General features: G+C 35.6%; 18 protein-coding genes and 1 pseudogene. 11 read left to right on the top strand and 8 right to left on the bottom strand.

What is annotated here, in order from left to right; all coding sequences use genetic code 11:
• Positions 1-17: 17 nt before the first annotated feature.
• Complete coding sequence (locus tag FLV_RS02745) at positions 18-2,540, bottom strand: L-rhamnose mutarotase (protein WP_243230560.1); 2,523 nt, start codon at positions 2,538-2,540, stop codon at positions 18-20.
• A 396-nt stretch (positions 2,541-2,936) separates the two neighbouring features.
• On the opposite strand from FLV_RS02745, the gene FLV_RS02740 reads away from it, so the two are divergent.
• On the top strand, positions 2,937-4,625 hold the full coding sequence (locus FLV_RS02740) for a glycoside hydrolase family 28 protein (RefSeq protein ID WP_243230559.1): 1,689 nt from the start codon (positions 2,937-2,939) through the stop codon (positions 4,623-4,625).
• A 70-nt stretch (positions 4,626-4,695) separates the two neighbouring features.
• Positions 4,696-5,898, top strand: a complete 1,203-nt coding sequence (gene pelA / locus FLV_RS02735) for a pectate lyase (protein WP_243230557.1) — start codon at positions 4,696-4,698, stop codon at positions 5,896-5,898.
• 74 nt (positions 5,899-5,972) lie between these two features.
• Here the strand turns inward: pelA and FLV_RS02730 are convergent, their stop codons facing one another.
• From FLV_RS02730 to FLV_RS02705, 6 genes are all read right to left on the bottom strand, one after another.
• Positions 5,973-6,809: an amidohydrolase family protein gene (locus FLV_RS02730; RefSeq protein ID WP_243230555.1), complete on the bottom strand. Its 837-nt coding sequence runs from the start codon at positions 6,807-6,809 to the stop codon at positions 5,973-5,975.
• A 5-nt stretch (positions 6,810-6,814) separates the two neighbouring features.
• A complete protein-coding gene (locus tag FLV_RS02725) occupies positions 6,815-7,612 on the bottom strand; it encodes an SDR family oxidoreductase (protein WP_243230553.1) in 798 nt (265 codons plus the stop codon).
• 156 nt (positions 7,613-7,768) lie between these two features.
• A complete protein-coding gene (locus tag FLV_RS02720) occupies positions 7,769-8,782 on the bottom strand; it encodes a zinc-binding alcohol dehydrogenase family protein (RefSeq protein ID WP_243230551.1) in 1,014 nt (337 codons plus the stop codon).
• 51 nt (positions 8,783-8,833) lie between these two features.
• Positions 8,834-9,688, bottom strand: coding sequence for a fumarylacetoacetate hydrolase family protein (locus FLV_RS02715; protein ID WP_243230550.1), 855 nt, complete (start codon positions 9,686-9,688; stop codon positions 8,834-8,836).
• A 115-nt stretch (positions 9,689-9,803) separates the two neighbouring features.
• Complete coding sequence (locus FLV_RS02710; protein ID WP_243230549.1) at positions 9,804-10,568, bottom strand: SDR family NAD(P)-dependent oxidoreductase; 765 nt, start codon at positions 10,566-10,568, stop codon at positions 9,804-9,806.
• Positions 10,569-10,586: 18 nt separating this feature from the next.
• Complete coding sequence (locus FLV_RS02705) at positions 10,587-11,774, bottom strand: glycoside hydrolase family 105 protein (protein ID WP_243230548.1); 1,188 nt, start codon at positions 11,772-11,774, stop codon at positions 10,587-10,589.
• A gap of 287 nt (positions 11,775-12,061) precedes the next feature.
• On the opposite strand from FLV_RS02705, the gene FLV_RS02700 reads away from it, so the two are divergent.
• The 8 genes from FLV_RS02700 (at position 12,062) to FLV_RS02665 (ending at position 21,148) form a co-directional block, all read left to right on the top strand.
• Entirely contained in the window at positions 12,062-13,201 is a 1,140-nt protein-coding gene (locus FLV_RS02700) for an ABC transporter substrate-binding protein (protein WP_243230547.1), read from the top strand.
• Between the two features lie 4 nt (positions 13,202-13,205).
• Positions 13,206-14,348 carry a CaiB/BaiF CoA transferase family protein gene (locus FLV_RS02695; RefSeq protein WP_243230546.1) on the top strand — a complete coding sequence of 381 codons (1,143 nt, stop codon included), beginning with the start codon at positions 13,206-13,208 and terminating at the stop codon, positions 14,346-14,348.
• A gap of 4 nt (positions 14,349-14,352) precedes the next feature.
• Positions 14,353-15,492, top strand: coding sequence for a CaiB/BaiF CoA transferase family protein (locus FLV_RS02690; protein WP_243230544.1), 1,140 nt, complete (start codon positions 14,353-14,355; stop codon positions 15,490-15,492).
• 111 nt (positions 15,493-15,603) lie between these two features.
• The gene (locus FLV_RS02685; protein ID WP_243230541.1) at positions 15,604-16,827 is read left to right on the top strand and encodes an extracellular solute-binding protein; all 1,224 of its coding nucleotides are present in this window, start codon (positions 15,604-15,606) and stop codon (positions 16,825-16,827) included.
• A 2-nt stretch (positions 16,828-16,829) separates the two neighbouring features.
• Positions 16,830-17,894: a Gfo/Idh/MocA family protein gene (locus FLV_RS02680; protein ID WP_243230538.1), complete on the top strand. Its 1,065-nt coding sequence runs from the start codon at positions 16,830-16,832 to the stop codon at positions 17,892-17,894.
• A gap of 193 nt (positions 17,895-18,087) precedes the next feature.
• Complete coding sequence (locus FLV_RS02675; RefSeq protein ID WP_243230537.1) at positions 18,088-18,528, top strand: MaoC/PaaZ C-terminal domain-containing protein; 441 nt, start codon at positions 18,088-18,090, stop codon at positions 18,526-18,528.
• 117 nt (positions 18,529-18,645) lie between these two features.
• Positions 18,646-19,950 carry an L-fucose:H+ symporter permease gene (gene fucP / locus FLV_RS02670; protein ID WP_243230536.1) on the top strand — a complete coding sequence of 435 codons (1,305 nt, stop codon included), beginning with the start codon at positions 18,646-18,648 and terminating at the stop codon, positions 19,948-19,950.
• A 91-nt stretch (positions 19,951-20,041) separates the two neighbouring features.
• Positions 20,042-21,148, top strand: a complete 1,107-nt coding sequence (locus FLV_RS02665) for a pectinesterase family protein (protein WP_243230534.1) — start codon at positions 20,042-20,044, stop codon at positions 21,146-21,148.
• A gap of 213 nt (positions 21,149-21,361) precedes the next feature.
• On the opposite strand, the gene FLV_RS02660 is transcribed toward FLV_RS02665, so the two are convergent.
• Positions 21,362-23,449 carry an FN3 associated domain-containing protein gene (locus FLV_RS02660; protein WP_243230533.1) on the bottom strand — a complete coding sequence of 696 codons (2,088 nt, stop codon included), beginning with the start codon at positions 23,447-23,449 and terminating at the stop codon, positions 21,362-21,364.
• Positions 23,450-23,841: 392 nt separating this feature from the next.
• Between FLV_RS02660 and FLV_RS02655 the strand changes: the two are divergent.
• Positions 23,842-24,131: pseudogene (locus FLV_RS02655) on the top strand (molecular chaperone HtpG); the annotation flags it as partial.

Below are 24,131 nucleotides of genomic sequence, written 5' to 3'. Positions count from 1 at the left end.
CAGATTTTTTCTTTATTCTACTTTTTCTCTTCTGCTTTAACTTTGTTCAGAAAAATCCAAACTTCTCCCGGCTTTGTGCCTTCGATTCCAGTTTGGTATTTTTTCATTAAGGCGTTCCAATCATCTACACGCGGATTGTTTTCGGTAGTTTTTGGATTCAGTTTATCCAGATTTTCTCCTTTCGGAATACTGATCACCAACATTAATTGTCTTCCGTTTTTGAAAACCTGCAATTGCTGAAAATCAGCGTTGCAGAAACCTTTGGCGATTTCCGGCCATTTTTCGAATTGGGTGGTATGATAATCCACGTATTCTTTTTGCAGTTTTTCGTCTTCAACTAAATTTGCAGTCAGAACGATATTCTCCCATTCAGAAGCTACTTTGGCATCTTTGCATCTTTGGAAATTCTGAAAATCATAAACCGGATTTTCGTAGATTTTTATTTCCACTGTTGGAAAAGCCAAAGCCAGTTTTCGTTTCGTTCTTTCCGGCTGATTCATCAATCCATAAATTACCAAATGATTTTCCCATTGGTACAATTCTTCGCCTACAATTCGGAAACCTTTTATCGTCGATTTAATTTTTTCGATATCCAGATCTTTTCCAATTAATTCTATGGCAACCGATTTTGGCATTTCCTGCAATCCCCAGGCTTCGTCAACGACAACTTCTTTCGCTAATAGGTTGTTGTATGGCGCACGAATTCCGGCATTTTCTTTGATTTTTGGATCTACAAAAGCATAATTGTCCTGCCAGATATTTCCTTTCGGGCCATTGTTGTTTTTCAGGATTTTCTGAATTGGAATCCAGTTGTTTTTAATCGTAAAGCCCTGACTTCCTTCATCGGTATACAAATACAGCCATAAAAATGGATCGTGTGCATACGGACTGTTGTACACTTTATCAATATAGTTCTCTTCAATTCGGCTGTCCGCCTGTGCTGAAAGTGTATAAATTCCGGCTACATCGTGTAAATGTTTGGCGTAATGATGAATTTTATTTCGCTGAATTTTATTGTTACGCATCACGTTTTCGGTGTGCGTCCAACCCCAACCCATCGAAATACCGCTATAGGCCACATCTGAAATTTCGTTATGTTCAATCGTCAGATTTCTTATAAAACCGGCAGCAATTCCCAGACATCCCCAATCTTCATTAGCCACATTGGTAATTAAGTTATCGGTAATCAATTCATCTGAACAAACTACTCTATCATCTTTTACGGTATAAGGTAAATGCGCTTCAAAAGATTCTTCGGAGAAAACACCCAAATTAATTCCGTTGCCGCCAATGTCTTTGAAAAGGTTTCCTTTGACAATATTATGATTCGTTCCTCGGTGCAAATCTAATCCTGTAGAAGACAGATGTTCAAAAGTACAAGATTCGAAAAGTGTATTATTCGCATAATTTACCTCAACAGCTGCTCTTGGTCTCCCAACCCAGCCCTGATTTTCTAAAGTCGCCTGATTCGGAGTTCCCGGAGTTTTCAGTTTGTAGGCATCGAGTAAATACATTCCTGCCTGCAACGGAACGTGTCCCTGATATGAAGGACGAAGCCAATTGCTGTACTGAAACGAAATTCCTTTGAAATTAAAATGATGTACCGGAGTATCCAGAGTTCCTTCAATTTTTACCAAATTTTCTAAAACCGGCGCAGTAACTTTAGCCGAATTCAGTTCTTCTCCTTTTCTTGGGATATAATAAATTTTAGCTTTTTTCCTATCCAGATACCATTCTCCAGGTTCGTTCAGCATCGAGATTCCGTTGTTTAAATAGAACGCTGAATTTCCGTTATTTTTAGAAATCCACGGAGCTGGCCAAGGATGTTCGCTCTGAATTTTGCTTTCCGGCTGTTCGAATGAAAGCCTTGCGCTGTCTTTAACTATTTCAATATTTTTGATTCGGAGATTAGCGATGGCCCACCATTGCACGATGTACATTTCCATTCCCGGTTCAAACTTAACTGATTTGTTTTTAAAAGGAATCCAGCAAGTTTCGGTTGCGGCATCCCAGGAAAGAATTCTCTCCATTTTGGTTCCGACTGTACTTTTGGCTCTTACGGCTTTTTTGCCATTCACCCATAACTGACGGTAATTGATGATTTCGCCCGCCTGCTGAGGTGCATCGGCTTCCCAAATTGTTCCTATTTTTAAACCGTTTATGGCAAGTGTTGATTTTTTCCAGTTTTTGATTTCGATTCCGCCGCTTAAAATAGGCTTGGCATTGACATCAGCTTCAATAGTCGTTGGACTTTCTGCCGTTCCGGAATCTTCAGGTCTTATGAATAATGGCTCGTTTAAATGATAGGTTCCGTTCATTACAATTATGCGAATTCCATCTTTTATGGATGGATCTTTCAGACGGCGTAGTTCTCTCGCTTTTCTCACAGCCATCTGAACGGTCGCCAACGGACTTGATTTTGTCCCAGGATTAATATCTTTTCCTTGTGGAGAAACCCAGATTTCAGCAGCATGTAATGAGCATGTGCAAATTGTTATCAAAAAGATAATGAAAACTTTAGTAAAAATATTTAAACGCATTTTTTTCTTTTTTAGGTAAAACCGTAAAGGTTTTATTTCTTGACAGTATTAGATTTACAAATAAATGTATTTTTTACACTTTTACCAAATAATGAATACAATTTAACAGAACATAAAAATATAAGTGTCCTGTTCCCTCCTGTATTCTTTTAAATGTGCTTAATGATAGTTTTTAATTTTTGACAAAAAAATATTAGACTTAAAGATGTTAGAATCCTATTTCACCTATTAAATATATTGTAAATATTTTTATTAAATTTGTGCAATCGATTACATTGTAGTATTTTCGTTTTTTTGGGGAACTTATTTTACTATTTATAAAAAAAGTTTTACCAATATAAACATATCGTACTATTTCGATATATAAAAAATCAAACTTTAACTAATTCAATACGAATGAAAACTAATCCAAAACAATTTTTCCGTATGCTATTGGCTGTTCTGACTATTGGCTGTTCAGGAAATGCGGTAGCTCAAAAGTCAAAATCCAATGGCACTTACGACAACATTGAATTTAAAATGGCAAAGGTCAATGAGCCAAAAATTCCCAAAAACACTGTCAATTTAAAGGATTTTGACGCTGTAAACGGAGGATATGTTTTAAACACAAAAGCTTTTGAAGATGCTATTAATGCGCTTTCAAAAAAAGGAGGCGGAAAATTAATTATTCCTCCGGGAATCTGGTTAACTGGTCCAATCATTCTAAAAAGCAAAATTGAGTTACATGCACAAACCGGTGCTTTAATCAAATTTTCTCCTGATAAAAGTTTATACCCAATTATCGAAACCAGTTTTGAAGGTTTAAATACCTGGCGTTGTATTTCTCCTCTTTACGGAAAAAACCTTGAAGATGTTGCCTTTACCGGAAATGGTGTTTGGGATGGTTCCGGTGAAGTTTGGAGACAGGTTAAAAAAGCTAAACTTACAGAAAGCCAATGGAAGAAATTTGTTGCTTCTGGCGGAGTTTTGAACGAAAGTAAAACAAGCTGGTATCCATCAGAAACCTTTATGAAAGCTTCTGTAGGTGCAGATCAGAATGTACGTCTGGATTTAAAAACCAAAGAAGATTTTGAAGCTATTCATGATTTCTTACGTCCGGTTTTGGTTAGTATTCAAAACAGTAAAAGAGTGTTATTTGACGGACCTGTATTTCAAAATTCTCCGGCATGGAACATTCATCCGTTACTGATTGAAGATTTAATTGTTCGAAATGTAACGGTTCGCAACCCTTGGTTTTCGCAAAACGGAGATGGTCTTGATGTAGAATCCTGTAAAAATGTTATCGTTGAAAATTCAAGTTTTGATGTTGGTGATGATGCGATTTGTATCAAATCAGGAAAAGATAAAGACGGGCGTGACCGAGGTGTTCCTTGTGAAAACATTATCGTAAAAAACAATATCGTCTATCATGGTCACGGAGGTGTAACGGTAGGAAGTGAAATGTCCGGAGGTGTAAAAAACCTGCACGTTTCTAATTGTTCTTTTATGGGAACAGATGTTGGATTGCGTTTTAAAAGTAACCGAGGACGCGGAGGTGTTGTCGAAAATATTTTTATCTCTGATATTTTCATGACTGATATTCCTTCTCAGGCCATTTCTTTTGATCTATATTATGGTGGAAAATCTATTGCAGAAACTTTGGCTGAAGGCGGAAACACCATCACTACCAAAAAAATGCCTGTTGATGAAAAAACACCTCAGTTTAAAAATATTTCGATAAAAAACATCACCATTGCAGGAGCACAACAAGCTGTATTTTTACAAGGATTACCAGAAATGAATCTTGAAAACATTGAAATTTCGAATTTAACGGCCAAAGCAGAAAAAGGATTTTCAATCATTGATGCTAACGGAATCAAAATCAGCAATGCTAAACTGGATATTAAAACACCAAACGTAATTAGTATTTATAACGGTAAAAATATGTCTTTTAAAAATATTGAATTTAATTCGACAGCATCTGATGCTATTACGATTAATGGAGAAGCTACTGAGAATGTTGAATTTGTTCCTTCTGTAAATTCAGATTTTGCTAAAAAAACCATCATCGGAGAAACTGTTCCGAAATCAGCTGTAAAACTATAGTTGATTAAACCATTTGGCTTCTGTTATGTCTAAGCAAAAAACACAACAGAAGCCAACTTAAAAATTTGCTATGAAAATCCTGCAAAAATTATCCAGAAACAAGAGCTTATTATTCGCTATCACAATCTCTTTTTCATTCCTTTATTCTGTCGCACAAACCGACAAAAATAATAAAGCAGTGATCAGCACAAAACTATTTGGCGACAGCACGAATCACTGGTACGGTATTACCGATAAAAACAATATTGTAAATCCGATACCAAATCAGCCGAGATACGAAGAATCTGAATACACTAAAATAGCGGATAATATCATCTATTTTCAACGTGATAACGGAGGGTGGCCAAAAAATTATGATATGCGTGCTATTTTGACGCTTGAACAAATAAATGATGTTGTAAGTTCAAAATCAATTTTACATACCACTTTTGATAACGCTACCACCTATACACATATCTATTACCTTGCACAGGTCTACACGCAGACTAAAATTGAAAAATACAAAACTGCCTGTCTAAAAGGAATCGATTTTATTCTGGAAGCACAATTTTCTAATGGAGGATGGCCACAATATTTTCCTTTAGAAAAAGGGTATAGCCGCCATATAACTTTTAATGATGGTGCTTACATGGGAATCATGAATTTGTTAGGAAAAATAGTTCAGAACGATTCTAATTTTAGTTTCATAGATACTGAAACAAAAAACAAAGTAAGTAAAGCTTACGAAAAAGGAATAGACTGTATCTTAAAAACACAAATTTCTGACCACGGAAAACTTAGTGCCTGGTGTCAGCAACATGACGAAGTAACATTACTTCCTGTATGGGCGAGAAAGTTTGAACCGCCAAGTGTCAGTAATGCAGAGAGTGTTGATATTGTTTTGTTTTTAATGAAGATTGACAACCCTAGCGAACAGGTTATCAGATCGATACAAAGCGCCGTTAAATGGTTTGAGGATTCTAAAATATACAATACCAGAATAGAAACTTTTGAAGCTCCTGAATTTGACTCAAAATTCAAGAAAGTTAAAGATGATCGTCGTGTTGTAACCGATTCTACAGCACCTCCAATCTGGACACGTTATTATGAATTAGGAACCGGAAGACCTTTATTTTGCGATAGAGATAGTGTGTACCTATATTCACTGGCCGAAGTAAGCCGTGAGCGTCGAAGCGGTTATGCGTGGTACACCTACAATCCTGAGAAAGTATTAAAAAAATATCCGGAGTGGCAGAAAAAATGGACTCCTGAAACTGATGTCTTAAAAAAATAAAAAGTCTGAACTAAATATAAAAAAAGCGTGAATTGTAGAAATTCACGCTTTTTTTATTAACTGAAATTATCATTTTAGTCATTCAAATTATAAAATGATTTCGCATTTTCAGACCAGATTTTATTCTGATCCTCTATTGAAAACTGAGACATATAATCTTCTAATGTTTTTACCAGTTGCTTATAATCTGAAGCCACATTACAAACTGGCCAATCCGAACCAAACATCAATTTGTCTGCAGAAAAGTTTTCAAAAATCACATCCAGATATGGTTTTAAATCAGATGATTTCCAATTATCCCAGTCGGCTTCTGTAACCATTCCGGAAATTTTACACCAAACATTTTCAAATTTAGAAATCTCTTCTATTCCTTTTTTCCATGATGCAATATCGCCCGATTTAATATCCGGTTTTGCAATATGATCAATGACAAATTTTTGTTCAGGAAATGATTTTACCAAATCTATTGCAGCCGGCAATTGACGATGAAAAATTAGAATATCATAAGTAAAATCAAATTCTTTTAAAGCTTCGATTCCGTTACGAAAAGCTGTCCTAAACATAAAATCATCCGGTTCTCCCTGCACGACATGCCTGAAACCTTTCAGTTTTTCATGTTTCGAAAAGTATTTTAATCGTTCTGAAATGTTATTAGCTCTCAAATCAATCCAGCCAACGACTCCTTTTATAAAATCATTTTTTGAAGCCAGATCCAATAAAAATTCGGTTTCTTCTTCAGACTGACTCGCCTGAACAGCCACACAGCCTGAAAATTGATTTTGGGAAAGCAATGGTCCTAAATCTTCGGGTAAAAAATCCCTTTGAATCTTTTGCATCGAATCATCAATCCAGCTGTCTCGAACCGGATCAAGTATCCAAAAATGCTGATGGGAGTCAATTCGGTTATTCATAAACACTAATTTACATCACTGATTAACGCACGATCCAGGTGTACATAACCACCATCAACAAAAACAAATTGTCCTGTCGTGTGAGAAGAACGCTCAGAAATAATAAAAAGTGCTGTATCTGCAATTTCTTCTGTTTTAGTCATTCTGGATTCAAACGGAATACTTTTATTGATTTTTTTCAAAACCGTTTCTCCATCCGGTAATGTCTTGATCCAGTCTTCGTATGCCGGAGTATAACTTTCTGCAATGATAATCGCATTCGAACGAATTCCGTACTGAATCAAATCTACTGCCCATTCTCTGGTCAGTCCAAGAACGCCCCCTTTTGCAGCAGCATAACCTGAAGTTCCACCTTGTCCTGTCAAAGCCACTTTTGACCCAATATTTAAAACATTCCCTTTTGATTCTTTTAGATACGGAAGTGCATATTTTACCATTAAAAAGTAACTTACCACATTCAGTTTTAAAGAATCCATAAATTCCTCATAACTTGAATCTAAGCTAACGCCGTCATTAACACCTACGTTATTGATTACGGCATCAATTCTGCCGTATTTGGCTATAATTTGTTTAACGGCATTTTCCATTTCTTCAGGATTGGTAACATCCGTCTGAACAAATAAGGCATCAATTCCTCTTTTCTGAAGTTCTTCTGCATACCCAACACCACGGCTGTTTCTGTCTACCAATGCCGGAATAGCTCCTTCATCTGCCAGTCTTTTAATTATGGTTTCTCCAATACTTCCTTCTTTTCCGGCTGAACCGGAAACTACTACAATTTTACCTTTTAGTCCTAAATCCATATCATTATTATGTTAGAAGTAATTTGTAAAATGTGAAATGTAGATTATGAAACGTAATTTTTGGAGATATAAAAGGAAAACTTATTCAGTTATATTTTTTCTAAATTTTCTCACAATGAAATTTATCGTATCACATTTTACATTTTACAAATAATTTTAGTTTATTTCGATCAACGCTTTGATAACGTTATTTTTCGGATCAATCCAATTTCCAAATTCATTTATCATTTCAGAAAAATCCGCTCTGTGCGTAATATACTTCTTAGGGTCTATTTTTCCTGCTTTCAGACATTTCATTACATATTCAAAATCTTCGATAGTCGCATTTCTGCTGCTCATTAAAGTAGATTCCCTTTTATGAAAATCAGGATGACTGAAACTCAATTCTCCTTTTTGAAGTCCAACCAAAACAAATCTTCCGCCATGCGAAATGTAATTAAAAGCACTATTCATGACTTTTTGGTTTCCCGTAGCATCAATCACTACGTTCGCCATATCGCCATTGGTTAATTCTTTTAATCTTTCGGCGACATCTTCATTTAATGGATTGATGGTTGCATCAGCATTCAGTTCATTTTTACAAAAACCTAATCTATAATCGTTAATATCCATTACAATCACTTTGGCTCCTGCAATTTTAGCAAACTGAATCAATCCTAATCCAATAGGTCCTGCACCCATTACTAAAACAGTGTCGGTTGCTTTTACAGCGGCTCTTCTTACTCCGTGTGCTGCAATTGCTAATGGTTCAACCAAAGCCAGTTCGTCATAATCCAAACCTTGTCCGTGCAATAAATATTGTTCCGGAATCGTAACATATTCTGCCATTCCCCCATCAATATGAACACCAAAAACTTTAATGTTCGCACAACAATTTGTCAGTCCGTTTCTGCAGGCAACACAAGTTCCACAATTGAAATAAGGTATAAAAGTTACTTTATCTCCCGGTTCAAAACCTTTTGCATTTCCTTTTATATATTCTGCCGCCAATTCATGTCCCAGAATTCTTGGATATTCAAAATAAGGCTGCGTTCCTCCAAAAGCATGAATATCGGTTCCGCAGACACCGATTCTTTTAATTTTCAAAAGCACTTCGCCTTCCTTTGGTTCCGGCATTGGTTTCTCTTTATATAGAAACTCTTGCGGCTTTTCACAAACAATATATTTCATTTAATTTGAATCTGTTTTATTTTCAGAAGTCCTGAAACTTCCAAATTTGTATTATTTACTGTAAGCTTTTGCTACCTGTTTACTTGAACCTAAACCGTCCATACCCAATTCGATAACATCTCCCGCTTTGATGTAAATTGGATCCGGCTTAATTCCTAATCCAACTCCCGGAGGCGTTCCTGTACTGATGATATCGCCAGGAAGCAAGGTCATAAACTGACTTAGGTAATGCACTAAAAATGGAATTTTGAAAACCAGATTTGAAGTATTACTGTTTTGGAATTTCTTTCCGTTAACTGTCAGCCACATTGGCAAATTATTTACATCAGCAATTTCATCCTGTGTAGCCAAGAATGGCCCAAGAGGTGCGAAAGTATCACAACCTTTTCCTTTTGCCCATTGTCCGCCCATTTCGATTTGAAAAGCTCTTTCGCTATAATCATTCAATAAAGCATAACCGGCAACATAATCCAAAGCTTCAGCCTCTTCAACATAGCTTGCTTTTTTACCTACTACAAATGCCAGCTCAATTTCCCAATCTGTTTTTTCACTGTTTTTTGGAATAATCAAATCATCATTCGGACCACATAAAGAAGTAGTTGATTTGAAAAAGATAATTGGTTCTGCCGGAATTGGAGCACCGGTTTCATGACAATGATCTACATAATTCAATCCGATACAGATTATTTTTGAAGGTCTTGCAACCGGAGAACCTAAACGGACATCTGCTCCTACTTCCGGTAAAACAGGATTGCTCTCTAATGCTTTCTTTAATTTCTCTAAACCATTGTCTTCGAAAAAAGCTTCGTTAAAATCAGTCACAATTGAAGAAACATCATATCTTTTTTCTCCGATTATAACTCCCGGTTTTTCTTGTCCAGCTGCACCAAAACGTATTAATTTCATTTCCTTTATTTTTTTTAAGTTACTTTTTCTTAAGCTATTAAGGTGCTAAGACACTAAGCTTCTGAGATTTTTTTTAGCTTAGTGGCTTAGAAACTTAGCAGCTCAGAACCTTTTTCTAATTATTTAATTTTATAAACCCTCCATCAATTGGATAATCACTTCCTGTAATAAATCCTGCTTCGTCACTGCATAAATACAGAGCCAGAGCAGCAATTTCATCTGGTTGCCCCATACGCCCAATCGGTTGTGACTTTGACAGTTTTTCAAAAATTTCAGCTTCTTTACCCGGATAATTTTTATTGATAAATCCGTCTACAAAAGGAGTATGAACCCTTGCAGGAGAAATTGAATTGCATCGAATCCCTTCATCAATGTAATCTCTAGCAACTGATAAAGTCATTGCCATTACAGCCCCTTTAGCCGTTGAATAAGCGAAACGATCCTGAATTCCAACCCATGAAGCTATTGACGCCATATTTAAAATGACACCTCCATTAGACAATCGAAATTGCGGAATCGCAGCATACAAACAGTTGTAAACTCCTTTCACGTTTACATCCATCACCCTTTGGAAATCGATTTCCAAAGTTGTGCCTACTTTTCCCACATGGGCAATACCGGCATTATTGATTAAAATATGGATATTTCCAATTTTTTCAAAGGTCGCAACAACCTCTTTTTGATCTGTTACATTACATGCGTATGAAAATACTTTTCCGCCCAATTGCTCTATATCAGAAACAGCATCCTGAGCACTTTCTTTTGTTAAATCAATGATATGAATTTCTGCACCTTGTTTTGCGAACAGAGTTGCAATGGCCCTTCCTATTCCGCTGCCACCACCGGTAATAACTGCTTTTTTATTTTGTAATGAAAACATATATGTTTAGTTTTTTAATTATCGATTTAATTCTAAAGCTGCCAAAATAAAGGGTCCGGTTACTTTAGGGTCATTATCTTTCCTTTTTTCATTAATATAATATTCGTAAGATCCGTCTCGATAAGGTTTTCCTCCCAAACCTGCTACTGCGCAGGCATTGGTGATTTCAATTTCTCCATTAGGATATACTTTAACAAATTTTGAAGTTATACCATCAAAGGCTTTTTCAGCAATTTTTTTGAATTTTTTAGGCAAATATCCCTTTTTAGCTCCCTTTGCAAAGGCATAAGCAAACATCGCCGTACCCGAAGTTTCTAAATAATTACCGTCTCTGGTTCCCATATCTGTAACCTGATACCATAATCCTGATGGATCCTGAAATTTAACTAAGGCATTCGAAATATTGTTTAAATATAAAATCAGTTCTTTACGCTTTGGGTGATCTTTAGGGAAATAATCCAGAACATCTACCAATCCCATCACATACCAGCCCATAGATCGGGACCAGAAATTAGGAGAAACGCCGGTCTCTTTGTTTGCCCAAGGCATTTCTTTGCTTTCATCCCAGGCATGGTATAACAACCCTGTTTTTGCATCGGTTGCCTTTTTCTGAATCAATTCAAATTCATGTGCAATATCATCCAGTTTAGCACCTTTTTCAAAAGTAACGGTATATTCTGCATAAAATGGTTCACCCATATACAAACCATCCAGCCACATTTGGTTAGGATATATTTTTTTATGCCAAAAACCACCACTTGCGGTACGAGGCTGCTCTTCTAATTGTTTACGCAAAGTTTGCATGGCAATTAAATAGCGTTTGTCTTTGGTTTGCTCATAGATATCAAACAAAATTCGGCCCGTAGGTATATTATCGATATTAAAAGACTCATATTTATATGTTTTAATATTTCCATCAGCATCAATCAATTCATCAGCATACTGTTTCGCATAAGCAGCGTATTTTTCATTATTTTTTTGCTTGCTTAATTCCTGAAAAGCATAAGTAACCAAACCATGAACATAACTGATATGCGCTACTTTGGCATCATCAATCATATACGATTGCGGATGTCGCTGCATCAGGGTTAAAGCCATTCGTTCAGACCATTTCAGTTGATTCGAAATTGTATTTTGAGCATTTGAAATTGTCGTTACAAAAATCAGTAACACAATTATTTTAAGAAGAAAAGAAGTTTTAAGCATAACTGCTACTTTAAAAATTGTATTTTATGTAATTTAAATGTAGAAATAAATGTGATTTTTACATTTACAAATATAAAACTTAATATTAATCCCTGCCATTTATTTTAAAAATCAATCAAAAAAATAGATATAATTAAAAACAATATCACATTTTATATGTAATTTGTATAAAATATAAAAAAAGACTGTAGTATCTGGGAAAAAATAAATCATATAATCATAGCAATTGAATCTAATTTCTATATTTGTAAATGTGAAAATCACATTTATTAAATCAGACTATCAAAATGAAAAAACTAAAAGGGATTACGTGGAATCACACCAGAGGTTTATTGCCAATGGTTGCCACAGCTCAACGTTTTACAGAGTTGAATCCGGATATAGAAATCAGCTGGGAAAAAAGAAGTTTACAGGAATTTGCAGATGCTTCGATTGAAGACTTAGCCAAAAGATTTGACCTTTTGGTTATCGATCATCCATGGACTGGTTTTGGTGCCGATACCAAAACAATATTGCCTTTATCAGATTATCTTTCTGCCGAATATATCAAAGATCAGGAAATCAATACCGTGGGTAAATCTTACGGAAGTTATGTCTTTCACAATAAATTATGGGCTTTGCCAATTGATGCGGCAACTCCGGTAGCAGCTGCCCGATTGGATATTTTAGAAAAACAAGGATTAAAAGTCCCACAGACCTATGATGCTTTATTGGCTTTAGCGAAAAAAGGATTAGTTGCCTTTGCAGGAATTCCGGTAGATTCCTTAATGACATTTTACTCTTTTTGCTGTAGTTTAGGCGAAGACCCTTTTCAATCACAGGAAAAAGTAATTTCTGTGGAAACAGGAAAAAAAGCTTTACAGATGCATCGTGAACTTGCTCAATTAATGGATCCGGCAAATTTTAACCGAAATCCGATTCAGGTATATGAAGCTATGGTCAATACAGATGAAATTGCCTACTGCCCTTTCGCTTACGGCTATTCCAATTATTCAAGAATTGGTTACAGTAAAAACCTGCTTCACTTTTATGATTTAGTTAAATTGAACGACAAACCAATGATCAGCTCTTTGGGTGGAACCGGTTTAGCAGTTTCTTCCTTTAGCCAGCATATTCCCGAAGCTATAAAATATGCTGAATTCACAGGTTCATCACACGTACAACAGAATATTTTTTCAGATAATGGAGGACAGCCTGGTCATTTACAAGCCTGGAAAAATGAACGAATCAACGGAATCACTCATGATTATTTCAAAAATACATTACCTGCTTTAGAAAGAGCTTTTTTAAGACCAAGATATTCCGGACATATGTATTTTCAGGATCATGCAGGTGATGTGGTTCGTGATTATTTAATGAATGGCGGTGATGAAGAATCTGTTTTGGAAGTAATGAATGGACTATACATAAAGTCTTTAAACTTATAACAGTATGAGACCATTAGAAGGATTAGTTGTGTTGGAGTTTTGCCAGTTTTTGGCAGGACCTTCTGCGGGTTTAAAATTAGCCGATTTAGGTGCCAGGGTTATTAAAATCGAGCGTCCTGTAAAAGGTGAAGCCTGTCGACAATTAAGCATAAAAGATCTTTTTGTTGACGACAGCAGTTTACTTTTTCATACCATCAACAGAAATAAAGAATCGTTTGCCGCCGATTTAAAAAATCCGGAAGATTTAATTTTAGTAAAAAAACTGATTGCCAAGGCAGATATTATGACGCATAATTTCAGGCCTGGTGTAATGGATAAAATTGGTTTGACCTTTAACAATGTTTTAAAAATCAATCCAAAAATAATCTACGGAACGATTACGGGTTACGGAGACAAAGGTCCCTGGGCAAACAAGCCGGGACAAGATTTATTGCTACAATCCCTTTCCGGATTAAGCTGGTTAAGCGGTCGAAAAAGTCAGGGACCAGTTCCGTTTGGTCTGGCTGTAGCCGATTTGATGTGCGGCAACCATTTCGTTCAGGGAATCTTAGCAGCTTTACTTAAAAGAGCTAAAACCGGAAAAGGTGTTTTAGTTGAAGTCAGCTTGCTGGAATCGGTTTTGGATGTGCAGTTTGAAGCAATAACTTCTTACTTGAATGATGGAGGACAACAGCCACAAAGAAGCGATGTCAAAGGAAGTGCTCATGCTTTTCTAAGCGCACCTTACGGAATTTATCAAACTAAAAACGGATATATTTCTCTTGCAATGGGCGATTTGCTTTTTATTGGAAGTGTTTTAGAAATCGATTTCCAAAAATACACTGATAAACACCAATGGTTTTCTCAAAGAGATGAAATCAGGGAAATATTAGCCGAAAAATTATTGACTCAAAAAGTAGATTATTGGATTGAATTACTTCAAAAAGAAGGAATCTGGTGTGGAAAAGTCCTTAATTATGAGGAATTAGACAGCCAGCCTTTTGTAAACGAATTGCAATTGAAACAAACCGTACAAAATTCGGCAGGCGAAATATTAGTTACTACGAGAAGCCCAATTCAACTGGATGGTGAAATTTTAACCAGTACCAAAGCAGCGCCTAAAGTGGGTGAAGACAATTTAACAATACACGAACAATTTTTAAACTAGCAGGATGAAACCATTAGAAGATTATTTAATAGTAGATTTTAGCCAGTTTCTTTCCGGTCCCTCAGCCAGTTTGCGTTTGGCAGATCTGGGTGCCCGTGTGATAAAAATTGAGAAACCGGGAACAGGCGATATCTGCCGAACCTTATATACTTCTGATTTGATTATGAATGGAGAATCATCTGTTTTTCATACCATCAACAGAAATAAAGAATCATTCGCTATTGATTTCAAACAACCGTCAGAACTTGAAAAATTAAAAAAATTATTGGCCAAAGCCGATGTTGTAATGCATAACTTCAGACCAGGAGTGATGGAACGCGTAGGTTTGAGTTATGACGAAGTCGCAGCAATCAATCCAAATATAATCTATGCCGAAATTTCGGGCTACGGTACCAAATCAGATTTAAAAGATTTACCCGGACAGGATTTATTACTACAATCGCTGACAGCCTTAACGTGGCTAAGTGGCAATCAGGAAGATGGTCCGGTTCCGATGGGATTATCGATTGTAGACATGTTGGCGGGAGCGCATTTGGCACAAGGGATTTTAGCGGCTTTGTACAGAAAAGCAACCCATAATATCGGGGCGAAAGTTCAGGTAAGCATGCTGGAATCGGCTTTTGATTTTCAGTTTGAAACGATTACCACCTTTTTTAATGATGGCGGTGAATTGCCTGTACGAACAAAATCCAATAATGCCCATCCTTATTTAGGTGCGCCTTACGGTATTTACAAAACTCAAAATGGCTATTTAGCTTTGGCTATGGGATCAATTCCGGTTTTGGCTTCTCTTTTAAAATGTGATGAATTGCTGCAGTTTCCTGAAAATAAATTTGAATTAAGAGATGACATCAAGAATATTTTAGCCGAACATTTGCAAACTCAGGAAACCCAATTTTGGCTGGATATTTTAGAACCGGCTGATATTTGGTGTGCCAAAGTCCTGAACTACAAACAGCTTTTTGCCGAAGAAGGATTTCAGGTTTTAGATTTCATACAAAGAGTAGAAATGCTGGACAGCTACAATTATAAAACCACACGATGTCCTATTAGAATAGACGGAGAAATTTTCACTTCAGGTAAAGGTTCACCCAAATTAGGACAGGACAATGAGCAGATTATTAAAGAATTTATAAGTAACTAATTACACAAAATCGTGCTAGGTTTTAAAAAAACCTAGCACGTATTGAAACATAAATATACCTACAAGGTCAAAAAAAGACCTTGCAGGAAAAACATTAAATATAAATTAGTAATGACCAAACTAAGAATCGCTGTCAGGAAATTTGATCCTTTTGAAAGCACACTGCAAAAGCTGTGGGATTTGTTCTGCCTAAAAAACAACATCAGCATTGAAGCCGAAATGATTCCATTGGAATTACACGATTTGTATGAAGAAACCATTACAAAAAAAGGATTAATAAACGGAAACTGGGACATCGCACACATCAATACTGATTGGATTTTTGATGCTGCGAATGAAAAAGCGGTTCTTGATTTGACCTCATTGATTGCAGAGAATCCTCCTCAAAATTATCCTGAAGGCTGGCATCAATCCTTATTGCATTTACAACAAATCAATAATGGGACCTACGGACTGCCTTTTCACGATGGACCGGAATGTTTGATTTATAGAAAAGATTTATTTGAAGATTCGTTAGAAAAAGAAAATTTCAAGAAACAATTTGGGTACGAATTAAATCCTCCAAAAACGTGGGAACAATTTACTCAAATTGCCGAATTTTTCAATCGCCCTGAGCAAAATTTATACGGCTCTGTTTTTGCCCATTACCCTGACGGTCACAATATGGTTTTTGATTTTTGCCTGCAATTATGGACAAGAGGCGGCTCTTTATTAAACTCCCAAAATCAAATCGATATTAACCACACCGCTGCAATTGAAGCTTTGAATTTTTACAGAACGATTGCCAACAATAAAAAAGCCATTCATCCGCAATCAAAAGATTTTGGTTCTGTTGAAGCCGGTATGGCTTTCGCCAAAGGAGAAGCAGCAATGGCAATCAACTGGTTTGGATTTGCCTCGATGTGCGAAGTGATTGAAGAATCAAAAGTGAAAGGAAAAATTGATATCACTTCAATCCCATCGGATCCCAATCATAAAACGGCTTCTTTGAATGTGTATTGGTTGTATAGCATTGGATCAGGAAGTAAACATAAAAAACTGGCTTATGATTTTTTACGTTTTGCAACTACTTCTGAAAGTGACAAATTATTAACAAAAGAAGGCGGAATCGGCTGCAGAAAATCTACCTGGAATGATACTGATATTAATAAAATAATTCCGTTTTATCATAAATTGGAAACCTTACACGAAAACGCTTTAACCCTACCACAAACTCCGGTGTGGCCAAAAGTAGCCGAGCTTATTGACAAGATGGTTTTAAAATCATTAGAAAGCAACATTCCATCCGAAAAATTATTAGAAGAAACACAGAATACTATTCTGCAAATTATATAGTTATGAATATTCCATATAAACCTTTATTACCAGAAACAACGCAACCGATTATTATCATTGGCGCGAGCGGTATCGTAAAAGATGCTCATCTTCCAGCTTATAAAATGGCTGGCATGAGTGTTTTTGGTATTACCAACAGAACGCTCTCTAAAGCACAGGATATGGCAAAACAATTTGGCATTCCGAATGTTTTTGAAAATGTAGCCGAAGCTGTAAAAAAGGCTCCATCGAATGCCGTTTATGACATTACCGTATTACCCGATCAATACATCGAAATACTGGAACAGCTTCCTGATGGCGCTGCCGTGCTGATTCAAAAACCGATGGGAAATGATTTGGCTCAGGCCAGAGAAATTGTGGCGGTATGCGAAAGAAAAAAATTAGTTGCTGCAATCAATTTCCAATTGCGATTTGCCTCTTTTGTTAGTGCTGCGAGGCATCTTATTAAAGAAGGAATCATTGGTGATTTGTATGATTTAGAATTCAAAGTAACGGTAAACACACCTTGGGAATTGTTTCCGCTGATTAAGGAACATCCCAGGTTGGAAATTCTTTTTCACAGCGTACATTATATTGATTGTATTCGTTCGTTTTTAGGAAATCCAAAAGGAGTTTATGCGAAAACAACCAATCATCCTTTGAAAAAATTATCTTCCTGCCGTTCTTCAATTATTTTGGATTATGGAAATTCAATGCGTGTGGTGATCAATACCAATCACGATCATCATTTTGGACCAAAACATGAAGAAAGCTATATCAAATGGGAAGGAACAAAAGGCGCCATTAAAGCCAAAATGGGCTTATTGATGAATTACCCTGATGGTATGCCCGACGAATTTGAAGTGGCGATAGAAAAAGATGGTACCTACGAATGGGAAAAAATCAATTTAGAAGGTTCCTGGTTTCCGGAGGCTTTCATTGGTACCATGTCGAACCTAATGCGTTTTAAAGAAGGGTCTGATGCTAAATTATTAGCAAGTGTTCAGGATGTTCTAGACACGATGAAAGTTGTTGAAGCCTGTTACATCAGTAATCAAAAAGGAGGAATTCTATTAAATGACTTATAACAACGATTGCCCGCGTTAACGATTGAAGCGGCATCCTTTTTTGGCTTTTTTCGGCCAAAAAAGATATAGCGGAAAGCGTGTTTAAACGCCAAAAAAAATTATATAAATATAGTGATTAGTGAAAAGTCATTAGTAATTAGCAACTGAGCTAGTCACTAACGACTAATTACTAAGGACTAAAAAAACTAAAAATATGTATTTCAAATCCACATTTTTCGAAGACTATCAGCTTAATGATAAAAGAGTTACATTAGGCAGAACCATTACCGAAACTGATTTTGTCGTTCACGCAGGGCATACCGGCGATTTTTTTCCGCATCACATGGATGAGGAGTGGTGTAAGACACAACCTTTCGGACAGCGAATTGCCCACGGAACAATGGTTTTCAGCATCGGTATCGGATTGACAGCATCCGAAATTAATCCGGAAGCATTTTCTAAAGGTTATGACCGAATGCGATTTGTAAAACCGGTTCATATTGGGGACACAATTCATTCTGAAATTACCATTTCTGAAAAAGGAGAAGCGAAAAAGCCTGACATGGGAACGGTAACAGAACATGTTGAAATCATTAACCAAAAGGGCGAAGTCGTTTTAGTATGTGACCACCTTTTATTAGTAAAAAAGAAATAATTCTTTTGCAGTACAAAGGTTCAAAGTAACAAAGAGACAAAGGTTTCTTTACTTGAACCCAAAACCTTTGCAACTTTGAGCCTTTGAGGCTTTGAACCTTTAAAAAAAAATCTAACTATGCAAGTAACCAACCAAACAGGCGACCAACACGAAGTACCAACAGAAAACGGAAAAGGGAATCAATATCTTTTGCCTTTTATTTTAATTACCAGTTTATTTTTCCTTTGGGGAATGGCGCACGGGCTTGACGGTATTTTGATTCCGCACTTAAAAAAGGCTTGCCAGCTTAATAACAGTCAATCTACCTTAATTGACACGGCTATCTTTTTTGCTTATTTTATAATGGCAATTCCTGCGGGAATGATTATAAAAAAAATAGGTTATAAAAATAGCATCATTACCGGTTTATTAGTTTTTGCCATAGGAGCATTTCTTTTTGTTCCGGCAGCAAATACCAGAACTTATGAACTTTTCCTGTTTGCTTTATTTGTTATTGGTTGTGGATTAACCATTTTAGAAACGAGTGCTAATCCGTATGCCGCTATTTTAGGTCCTCCGGAATCATCTTCAACCAGATTGAATTTGGCTGCTTCTTTTAATGGTTTAGCGGTAACTGTCGCCCCGCTTTTGGGAGGTGTATTCATACTTTCTGGTGTCAATCATACACCTGAACAATTAGCAGCAATGTCAGATACCACAAGAGCAGCTTATTTATTAGAAGAAGCTTCATCAGTAAAACTGCCTTATATCATTTTAGGGAGTATATTGGTTTTAGTAGCCATTGTATTTTATTTTATGCATTTACCATCAATGAAATCAAAACAAACAGAAAACGAAGTTAAACCCGGGTTTTTCTCTGTTTTGAAATTCGCTCACTTAAGTTGGGCAGTTGTAGCACAATTCTTTTATGTAGGTGCACAGGTTTGCATTACCAGTTTTTTTATCAGAATAGCTCAAAAAGAAGCCGGATTAGATGAAAAAACGGCGGCTTATTACTTAACAGCATACGGCTTTTTATTTATGGTGGGCAGATTTAGTGGAACTTTCTTTTTAAAATTCGTCAAAGATTATATGCTTCTTTCTATCTATTGTGTAATCAGCATTTGTCTTTGTTTAGTTGCCATATATGGATCTGGAATTGCTATTATTTATGCACTTGGCGGAATTGGATTTTTCATGTCAATCATGTTTCCAACTATTTTCTCTTTAGGGTTAGTAGGTTTAAAATCCAATACAGAAACGGGGTCATCATGGCTGGTAATGTCTATTGTGGGTGGTGCAATTCTTCCCTACGCAATGGGAACTTTAATTGACATGAAACATGACGATATTCAGGCTGGATATATAATTCCTTTAGTTTGTTTTGCAATTATCCTTTATTTTGGAATTTTCGGACACAAAGTAAAAAATATTATTTCTTAGTTTAATTTCAATTATTTTTATAAAATTTTCCAAGGGGCAATAGTGTTCCTTGGAAATTTTATTTTTAAACTTTATCATTCATAAATCTAACATGAAAAAAACTTTACTTACTTTTTATTTCTTACTTATTAGTTTCAGCGCGGTTTTACACGCCCAGAAAAATAAAACTGCTTATGATATTGTCGTAGCAGCTGATGGAAGCGGGAATTACACTAAAGTTCAGGACGCTTTTAATGCTGTACCTGATCATAATTCTAAACGTACCATTATTTTTGTAAAACCAGGTACTTATAAAGAGAAATTAAAATTAGCCGCATCAAAGAAAAATGTAACGTTAATTGGCGAATCTTATAAAAACACGATTCTTACTTATGATGATTATGCTGAAATTGCCGGAGGAACAAGCAAATCATTTAGTGTATTAATTGAAGCCAATGATTTTTTTGCAGAAAACATAACTTTTGAAAATACAATTAGTAGTGAGTTGCCTCAGTATAAAAAAGGCGGTCAGGCAGTAGCTTTAATGGTAAACGGTGACAGAGCAATTTTTCATAATTGCAAAATGAGCGGTTTTCAGGATACATTTTACCTTAAAGCCAATAAAAGAACATATATCAAAGACTGCATCATTGATGGAACAACAGACTTTATTTTTGGAGCAGGAATAGCGTTGTTTGAAAATTGTTTTATCCAATGCAGAAAAGACTCTTACATCACTGCGGGAAACCATGAAGCAGGAAAAAGTAAATATGGTTTTGTATTCAAAGATTGTGTCATAATGAAATATCCTAAAGCAGCCGTTTCAAAAGTGTCTCTAGGAAGACCATGGGGAGCAGGTGCAAATACCGTTTTTATTAATTCTTATGAAGAATCCGTTATAATCCCGGAGGGTTGGTCGATATGGTCTAAAGATCCGGAAAATAAAGCCTATGACAATTGGAAAACTTCTTTCTATGCAGAATATGATTGTTTTGGACCGGGTTCGAAATCTGACAATCGAATATCATGGTCTAAACAGTTAAATAAAACCGAAGCAGCAGAATATACCAAAGAAAAAATATTTGCAGCCAATACAACAACGGCAAGTAATCTTGAAGGGGATTGGAATCCGGTAATTGAAAAAGATAAATGCGATTCTGTCTTACCTTCGAAAAAAGCAAAAAATGCTGAATCAGTTTTTGAAAAGTACACCAAGTAAACTTACTTAGGTTGTAAAAAAGCTGTTTTTGATTGAACATACATTAGATTCAAGAAAGAGATAATTATATCTCCAAAAACACTGAAAAGAATTGAATATTATATGAAGTTTTTTACTCGTAAAGAAAATCCTTCAATACAATAAAAGTCTTCTCAAAATAGGAAGAGGCTGTCTTTATTTTTAGATAGACAGCCTCTTTTTTATTTTCAAGAATTATTTTTTGACAATCGGCAATGTTGATCTTTTTCCATCAATAGTTTTCGTTGACACAAAATACATCCCATTAACTAAATTAGTAATTTCAAAACTTGCATCCTTATCAAAAGAACCTTTGAATTCTTTTACAATTCTACCAGAAATATCATAGATGTAAACTTCTGATACTTCAACATTAATCTTAAAAGAACTTAAAACAGGATTTGGATAAAGTATCACTTTCGAAGATTCAATATCAATTTGTCCTACGCCTAAATTAGCACAAGTTTCTTCAACCAAAGTTCCTGTTGACATATTGTAACAAGTACTTTTATTTACCCCTATAATATCAGCGGTTTGAGGAGTCCCGGTTCCTCTATTGAAAATAATATTAGTACTTGCAATATTAGTAAACGTATAGGTATAATATCCTGATGAATTAGGCCCAGTCATTACTTTACCAGGCCATGCTGCATCGGCTAAATTTGCTTTAGGAACGGCATTCCAATGATAAATATTAATTGGTGCTGTCCAACTCGAAGGAGGCAAAAATTGGATTGTTATATTACCTAATGGTAAAAAAGTATATGTTTGAGATACAACGCCTGACAATAAACCATCCACATCTTTTGCAATTGCTTTTACAGTAGCATTTGACTTAATACTAATAGCAGCTGTATAAACAGGAGAACTAATTGTTGGAGTAGAACCATCTGTAGTATAATAAATAACCGAACCTACTTTATCATCAGTAGCAGCGATCGTAACTGAAACCGTTGAACCTTCTACAAAAGAACCTCCAGCTGGGGTAATCGCAACCACAGGAGCAGTATTGGCTACTGTTTTAGACCAAACTTTATAGTCAGTACCTGAAGCAGCTTCATTCCAACCAGTACCAGATGGTGTCCATGACCCAGCCCCAATTCTTACAGCTACTTTATCATCTATAGTAGCAGAATAAAAACTTCCGGAATTTGAAACCACTACACTACTATTTGCGTTAATCCCATTTGCTTTACGGATAGCCATTAATTTATTAATAGCTGATTCATTAGCAGAATAAGTTCTTGTAACACCATCTTTTGTATAAGTCCCACCATAATAATGAGGAAAAAAGACACATGGAATTCCTGGATGAGTTAAAATATATGCATAGCCTTTCATAATATTTACCCCACCTATCCATTCGGTTTTAACAAAAGTATCATGATTATCTACAAAAGTTACTGCCAAACTAGCATACCCAAATTGACCGGCTAAACCAGGATTAGCAGCTATTTGACTATAATTACCATTTAAAGCAGCACTTAATTTATAATACAATGCAAAATCAAAGGCTGTCGATCTCTTTCCTGTACCATCTACCCAGGATTTTAGTTTACTAACATCACCGTCCCAATACTCTCCTACAGAAGCGTATGGTGCTGAAGCTGCTATATAGTCTCCAAAATAATTAGCCGAAAATCCTTTCGCTACATCCCATCTCCAGCTATCAAATCCTAAAGCCTTCAATCTTGATAAATACTCTTTCACTCCTGTTTGCACTTGAGCATTGGTATGATCTAAATCTCTTGCCGCTCCAAAATCTTCTCCAGTATCAGGATTTCCACAAGGCCTAACACCCGTAATTGCAACAGTATTTGCCTCATCTGTACTGGTAATTGAATGACAATCCCAGGTTGGATTTGTAAAATCTGTCCAATTAGTCGATCCTCCTCTATGATTTACAACAATATCTGCCATTGGATGAATTTTTGGCGTACTCCCATTTAATGTATTTAAAAGAGTAGTTAATTGCAACTCTGAACCATAAACTGTTTGACTAAAGTTAAATAATTCAGTTGGAATATACCCAACCCCTCCTGTTGATTTGCTTGGAGGTGGCATCCAAAGCACTGTAAAACCAGCCGCAGCATAACCCGAAGCTCTCGCATTAAGATAATTATACAATCCTCCTTCTGCACTAACAGAAGATTGCGTATGTACATCCCATCCAAAAGCTTGAAACATAATATCATCTTTAAATGTTTGTGCTTTTGCAATGGAAGAAAATGAGAGGTAAACAAACAGACCTAAAAATAAAGTCTTTTTTAAAAGTAATTTCATATTCATAAATTTGAGGTTAAAAAAATTTAATTTTTAAAACAAAATAAAAAAATGCCACTTTAATTAAAATTTGAGATTAAGAAGTTAATTTATCAATTAATCCCTATTTATTTTAGATAAAAATTTCATTTAATTAAATTTCATTTTCAATAACTGCGTTAAATTTATGCAACTTTTTATACTTTTAACATTATCTCAATTTAATAACTTCACGAAAACGTAGTAGTGTTAAAAACTTTATACTACATCTTTTTTAATAAGCTATTTACAACTACAATCAAAGATTTTAAAAATAGTTTTCGATCCATTTTTCAAAATTCCTAGAATTGTTTTTATAACTGATAAGTCAAGATTAAAACATTACTATTTTTAATCTGAATCACACTCTTATTATAAATTCTGATCATATTGATAACCTAATCAAAAAAGATGAAAACACAATTTCAAAATTATCAGATCAAGAAAAAGAAACACTTAAAACATCATTAGAAGCTTATATCCCAAAAGCATATTCTGTACAATTAGAAGCTATGGACAGCCAGGCAGCTCCTTTCATCATCACACAGCCAGAATTTATGCGTAGAATGAAAGAAATGAGTCAATCAGGCGGCGGCGGAATGTTCGGAATGGGTAATATGCCGGAAATGTACAATTTAGTGGTAAATACTAACTCTGATTTAGC

Source organism: Flavobacterium pectinovorum, assembly GCF_022802975.1.
GTDB classification, from domain to species: Bacteria; Bacteroidota; Bacteroidia; order Flavobacteriales; family Flavobacteriaceae; genus Flavobacterium; species Flavobacterium pectinovorum_B.
The sequence above is the reverse complement of the archived record's forward strand: the minus strand, read 5'-3'. Positions and strand labels throughout refer to the sequence as shown.

Excerpts from the sequence above, each read along its gene's own strand:
- FLV_RS02745 (WP_243230560.1), bottom strand. The coding sequence starts at position 2,540 with ATGCGTTTAAATATTTTTACTAAAGTTTTCATTATCTTTTTGATAACA.
- FLV_RS02740 (WP_243230559.1), top strand. The coding sequence starts at position 2,937 with ATGAAAACTAATCCAAAACAATTTTTCCGTATGCTATTGGCTGTTCTG.
- pelA (WP_243230557.1), top strand. The coding sequence starts at position 4,696 with ATGAAAATCCTGCAAAAATTATCCAGAAACAAGAGCTTATTATTCGCT.
- FLV_RS02730 (WP_243230555.1), bottom strand. The coding sequence starts at position 6,809 with ATGAATAACCGAATTGACTCCCATCAGCATTTTTGGATACTTGATCCG.
- FLV_RS02725 (WP_243230553.1), bottom strand. The coding sequence starts at position 7,612 with ATGGATTTAGGACTAAAAGGTAAAATTGTAGTAGTTTCCGGTTCAGCC.
- FLV_RS02720 (WP_243230551.1), bottom strand. The coding sequence starts at position 8,782 with ATGAAATATATTGTTTGTGAAAAGCCGCAAGAGTTTCTATATAAAGAG.
- FLV_RS02715 (WP_243230550.1), bottom strand. The coding sequence starts at position 9,688 with ATGAAATTAATACGTTTTGGTGCAGCTGGACAAGAAAAACCGGGAGTT.
- FLV_RS02710 (WP_243230549.1), bottom strand. The coding sequence starts at position 10,568 with ATGTTTTCATTACAAAATAAAAAAGCAGTTATTACCGGTGGTGGCAGC.
- FLV_RS02705 (WP_243230548.1), bottom strand. The coding sequence starts at position 11,774 with ATGCTTAAAACTTCTTTTCTTCTTAAAATAATTGTGTTACTGATTTTT.
- FLV_RS02700 (WP_243230547.1), top strand. The coding sequence starts at position 12,062 with ATGAAAAAACTAAAAGGGATTACGTGGAATCACACCAGAGGTTTATTG.
- FLV_RS02695 (WP_243230546.1), top strand. The coding sequence starts at position 13,206 with ATGAGACCATTAGAAGGATTAGTTGTGTTGGAGTTTTGCCAGTTTTTG.
- FLV_RS02690 (WP_243230544.1), top strand. The coding sequence starts at position 14,353 with ATGAAACCATTAGAAGATTATTTAATAGTAGATTTTAGCCAGTTTCTT.
- FLV_RS02685 (WP_243230541.1), top strand. The coding sequence starts at position 15,604 with ATGACCAAACTAAGAATCGCTGTCAGGAAATTTGATCCTTTTGAAAGC.
- FLV_RS02680 (WP_243230538.1), top strand. The coding sequence starts at position 16,830 with ATGAATATTCCATATAAACCTTTATTACCAGAAACAACGCAACCGATT.
- FLV_RS02675 (WP_243230537.1), top strand. The coding sequence starts at position 18,088 with ATGTATTTCAAATCCACATTTTTCGAAGACTATCAGCTTAATGATAAA.
- fucP (WP_243230536.1), top strand. The coding sequence starts at position 18,646 with ATGCAAGTAACCAACCAAACAGGCGACCAACACGAAGTACCAACAGAA.
- FLV_RS02665 (WP_243230534.1), top strand. The coding sequence starts at position 20,042 with ATGAAAAAAACTTTACTTACTTTTTATTTCTTACTTATTAGTTTCAGC.
- FLV_RS02660 (WP_243230533.1), bottom strand. The coding sequence starts at position 23,449 with ATGAAATTACTTTTAAAAAAGACTTTATTTTTAGGTCTGTTTGTTTAC.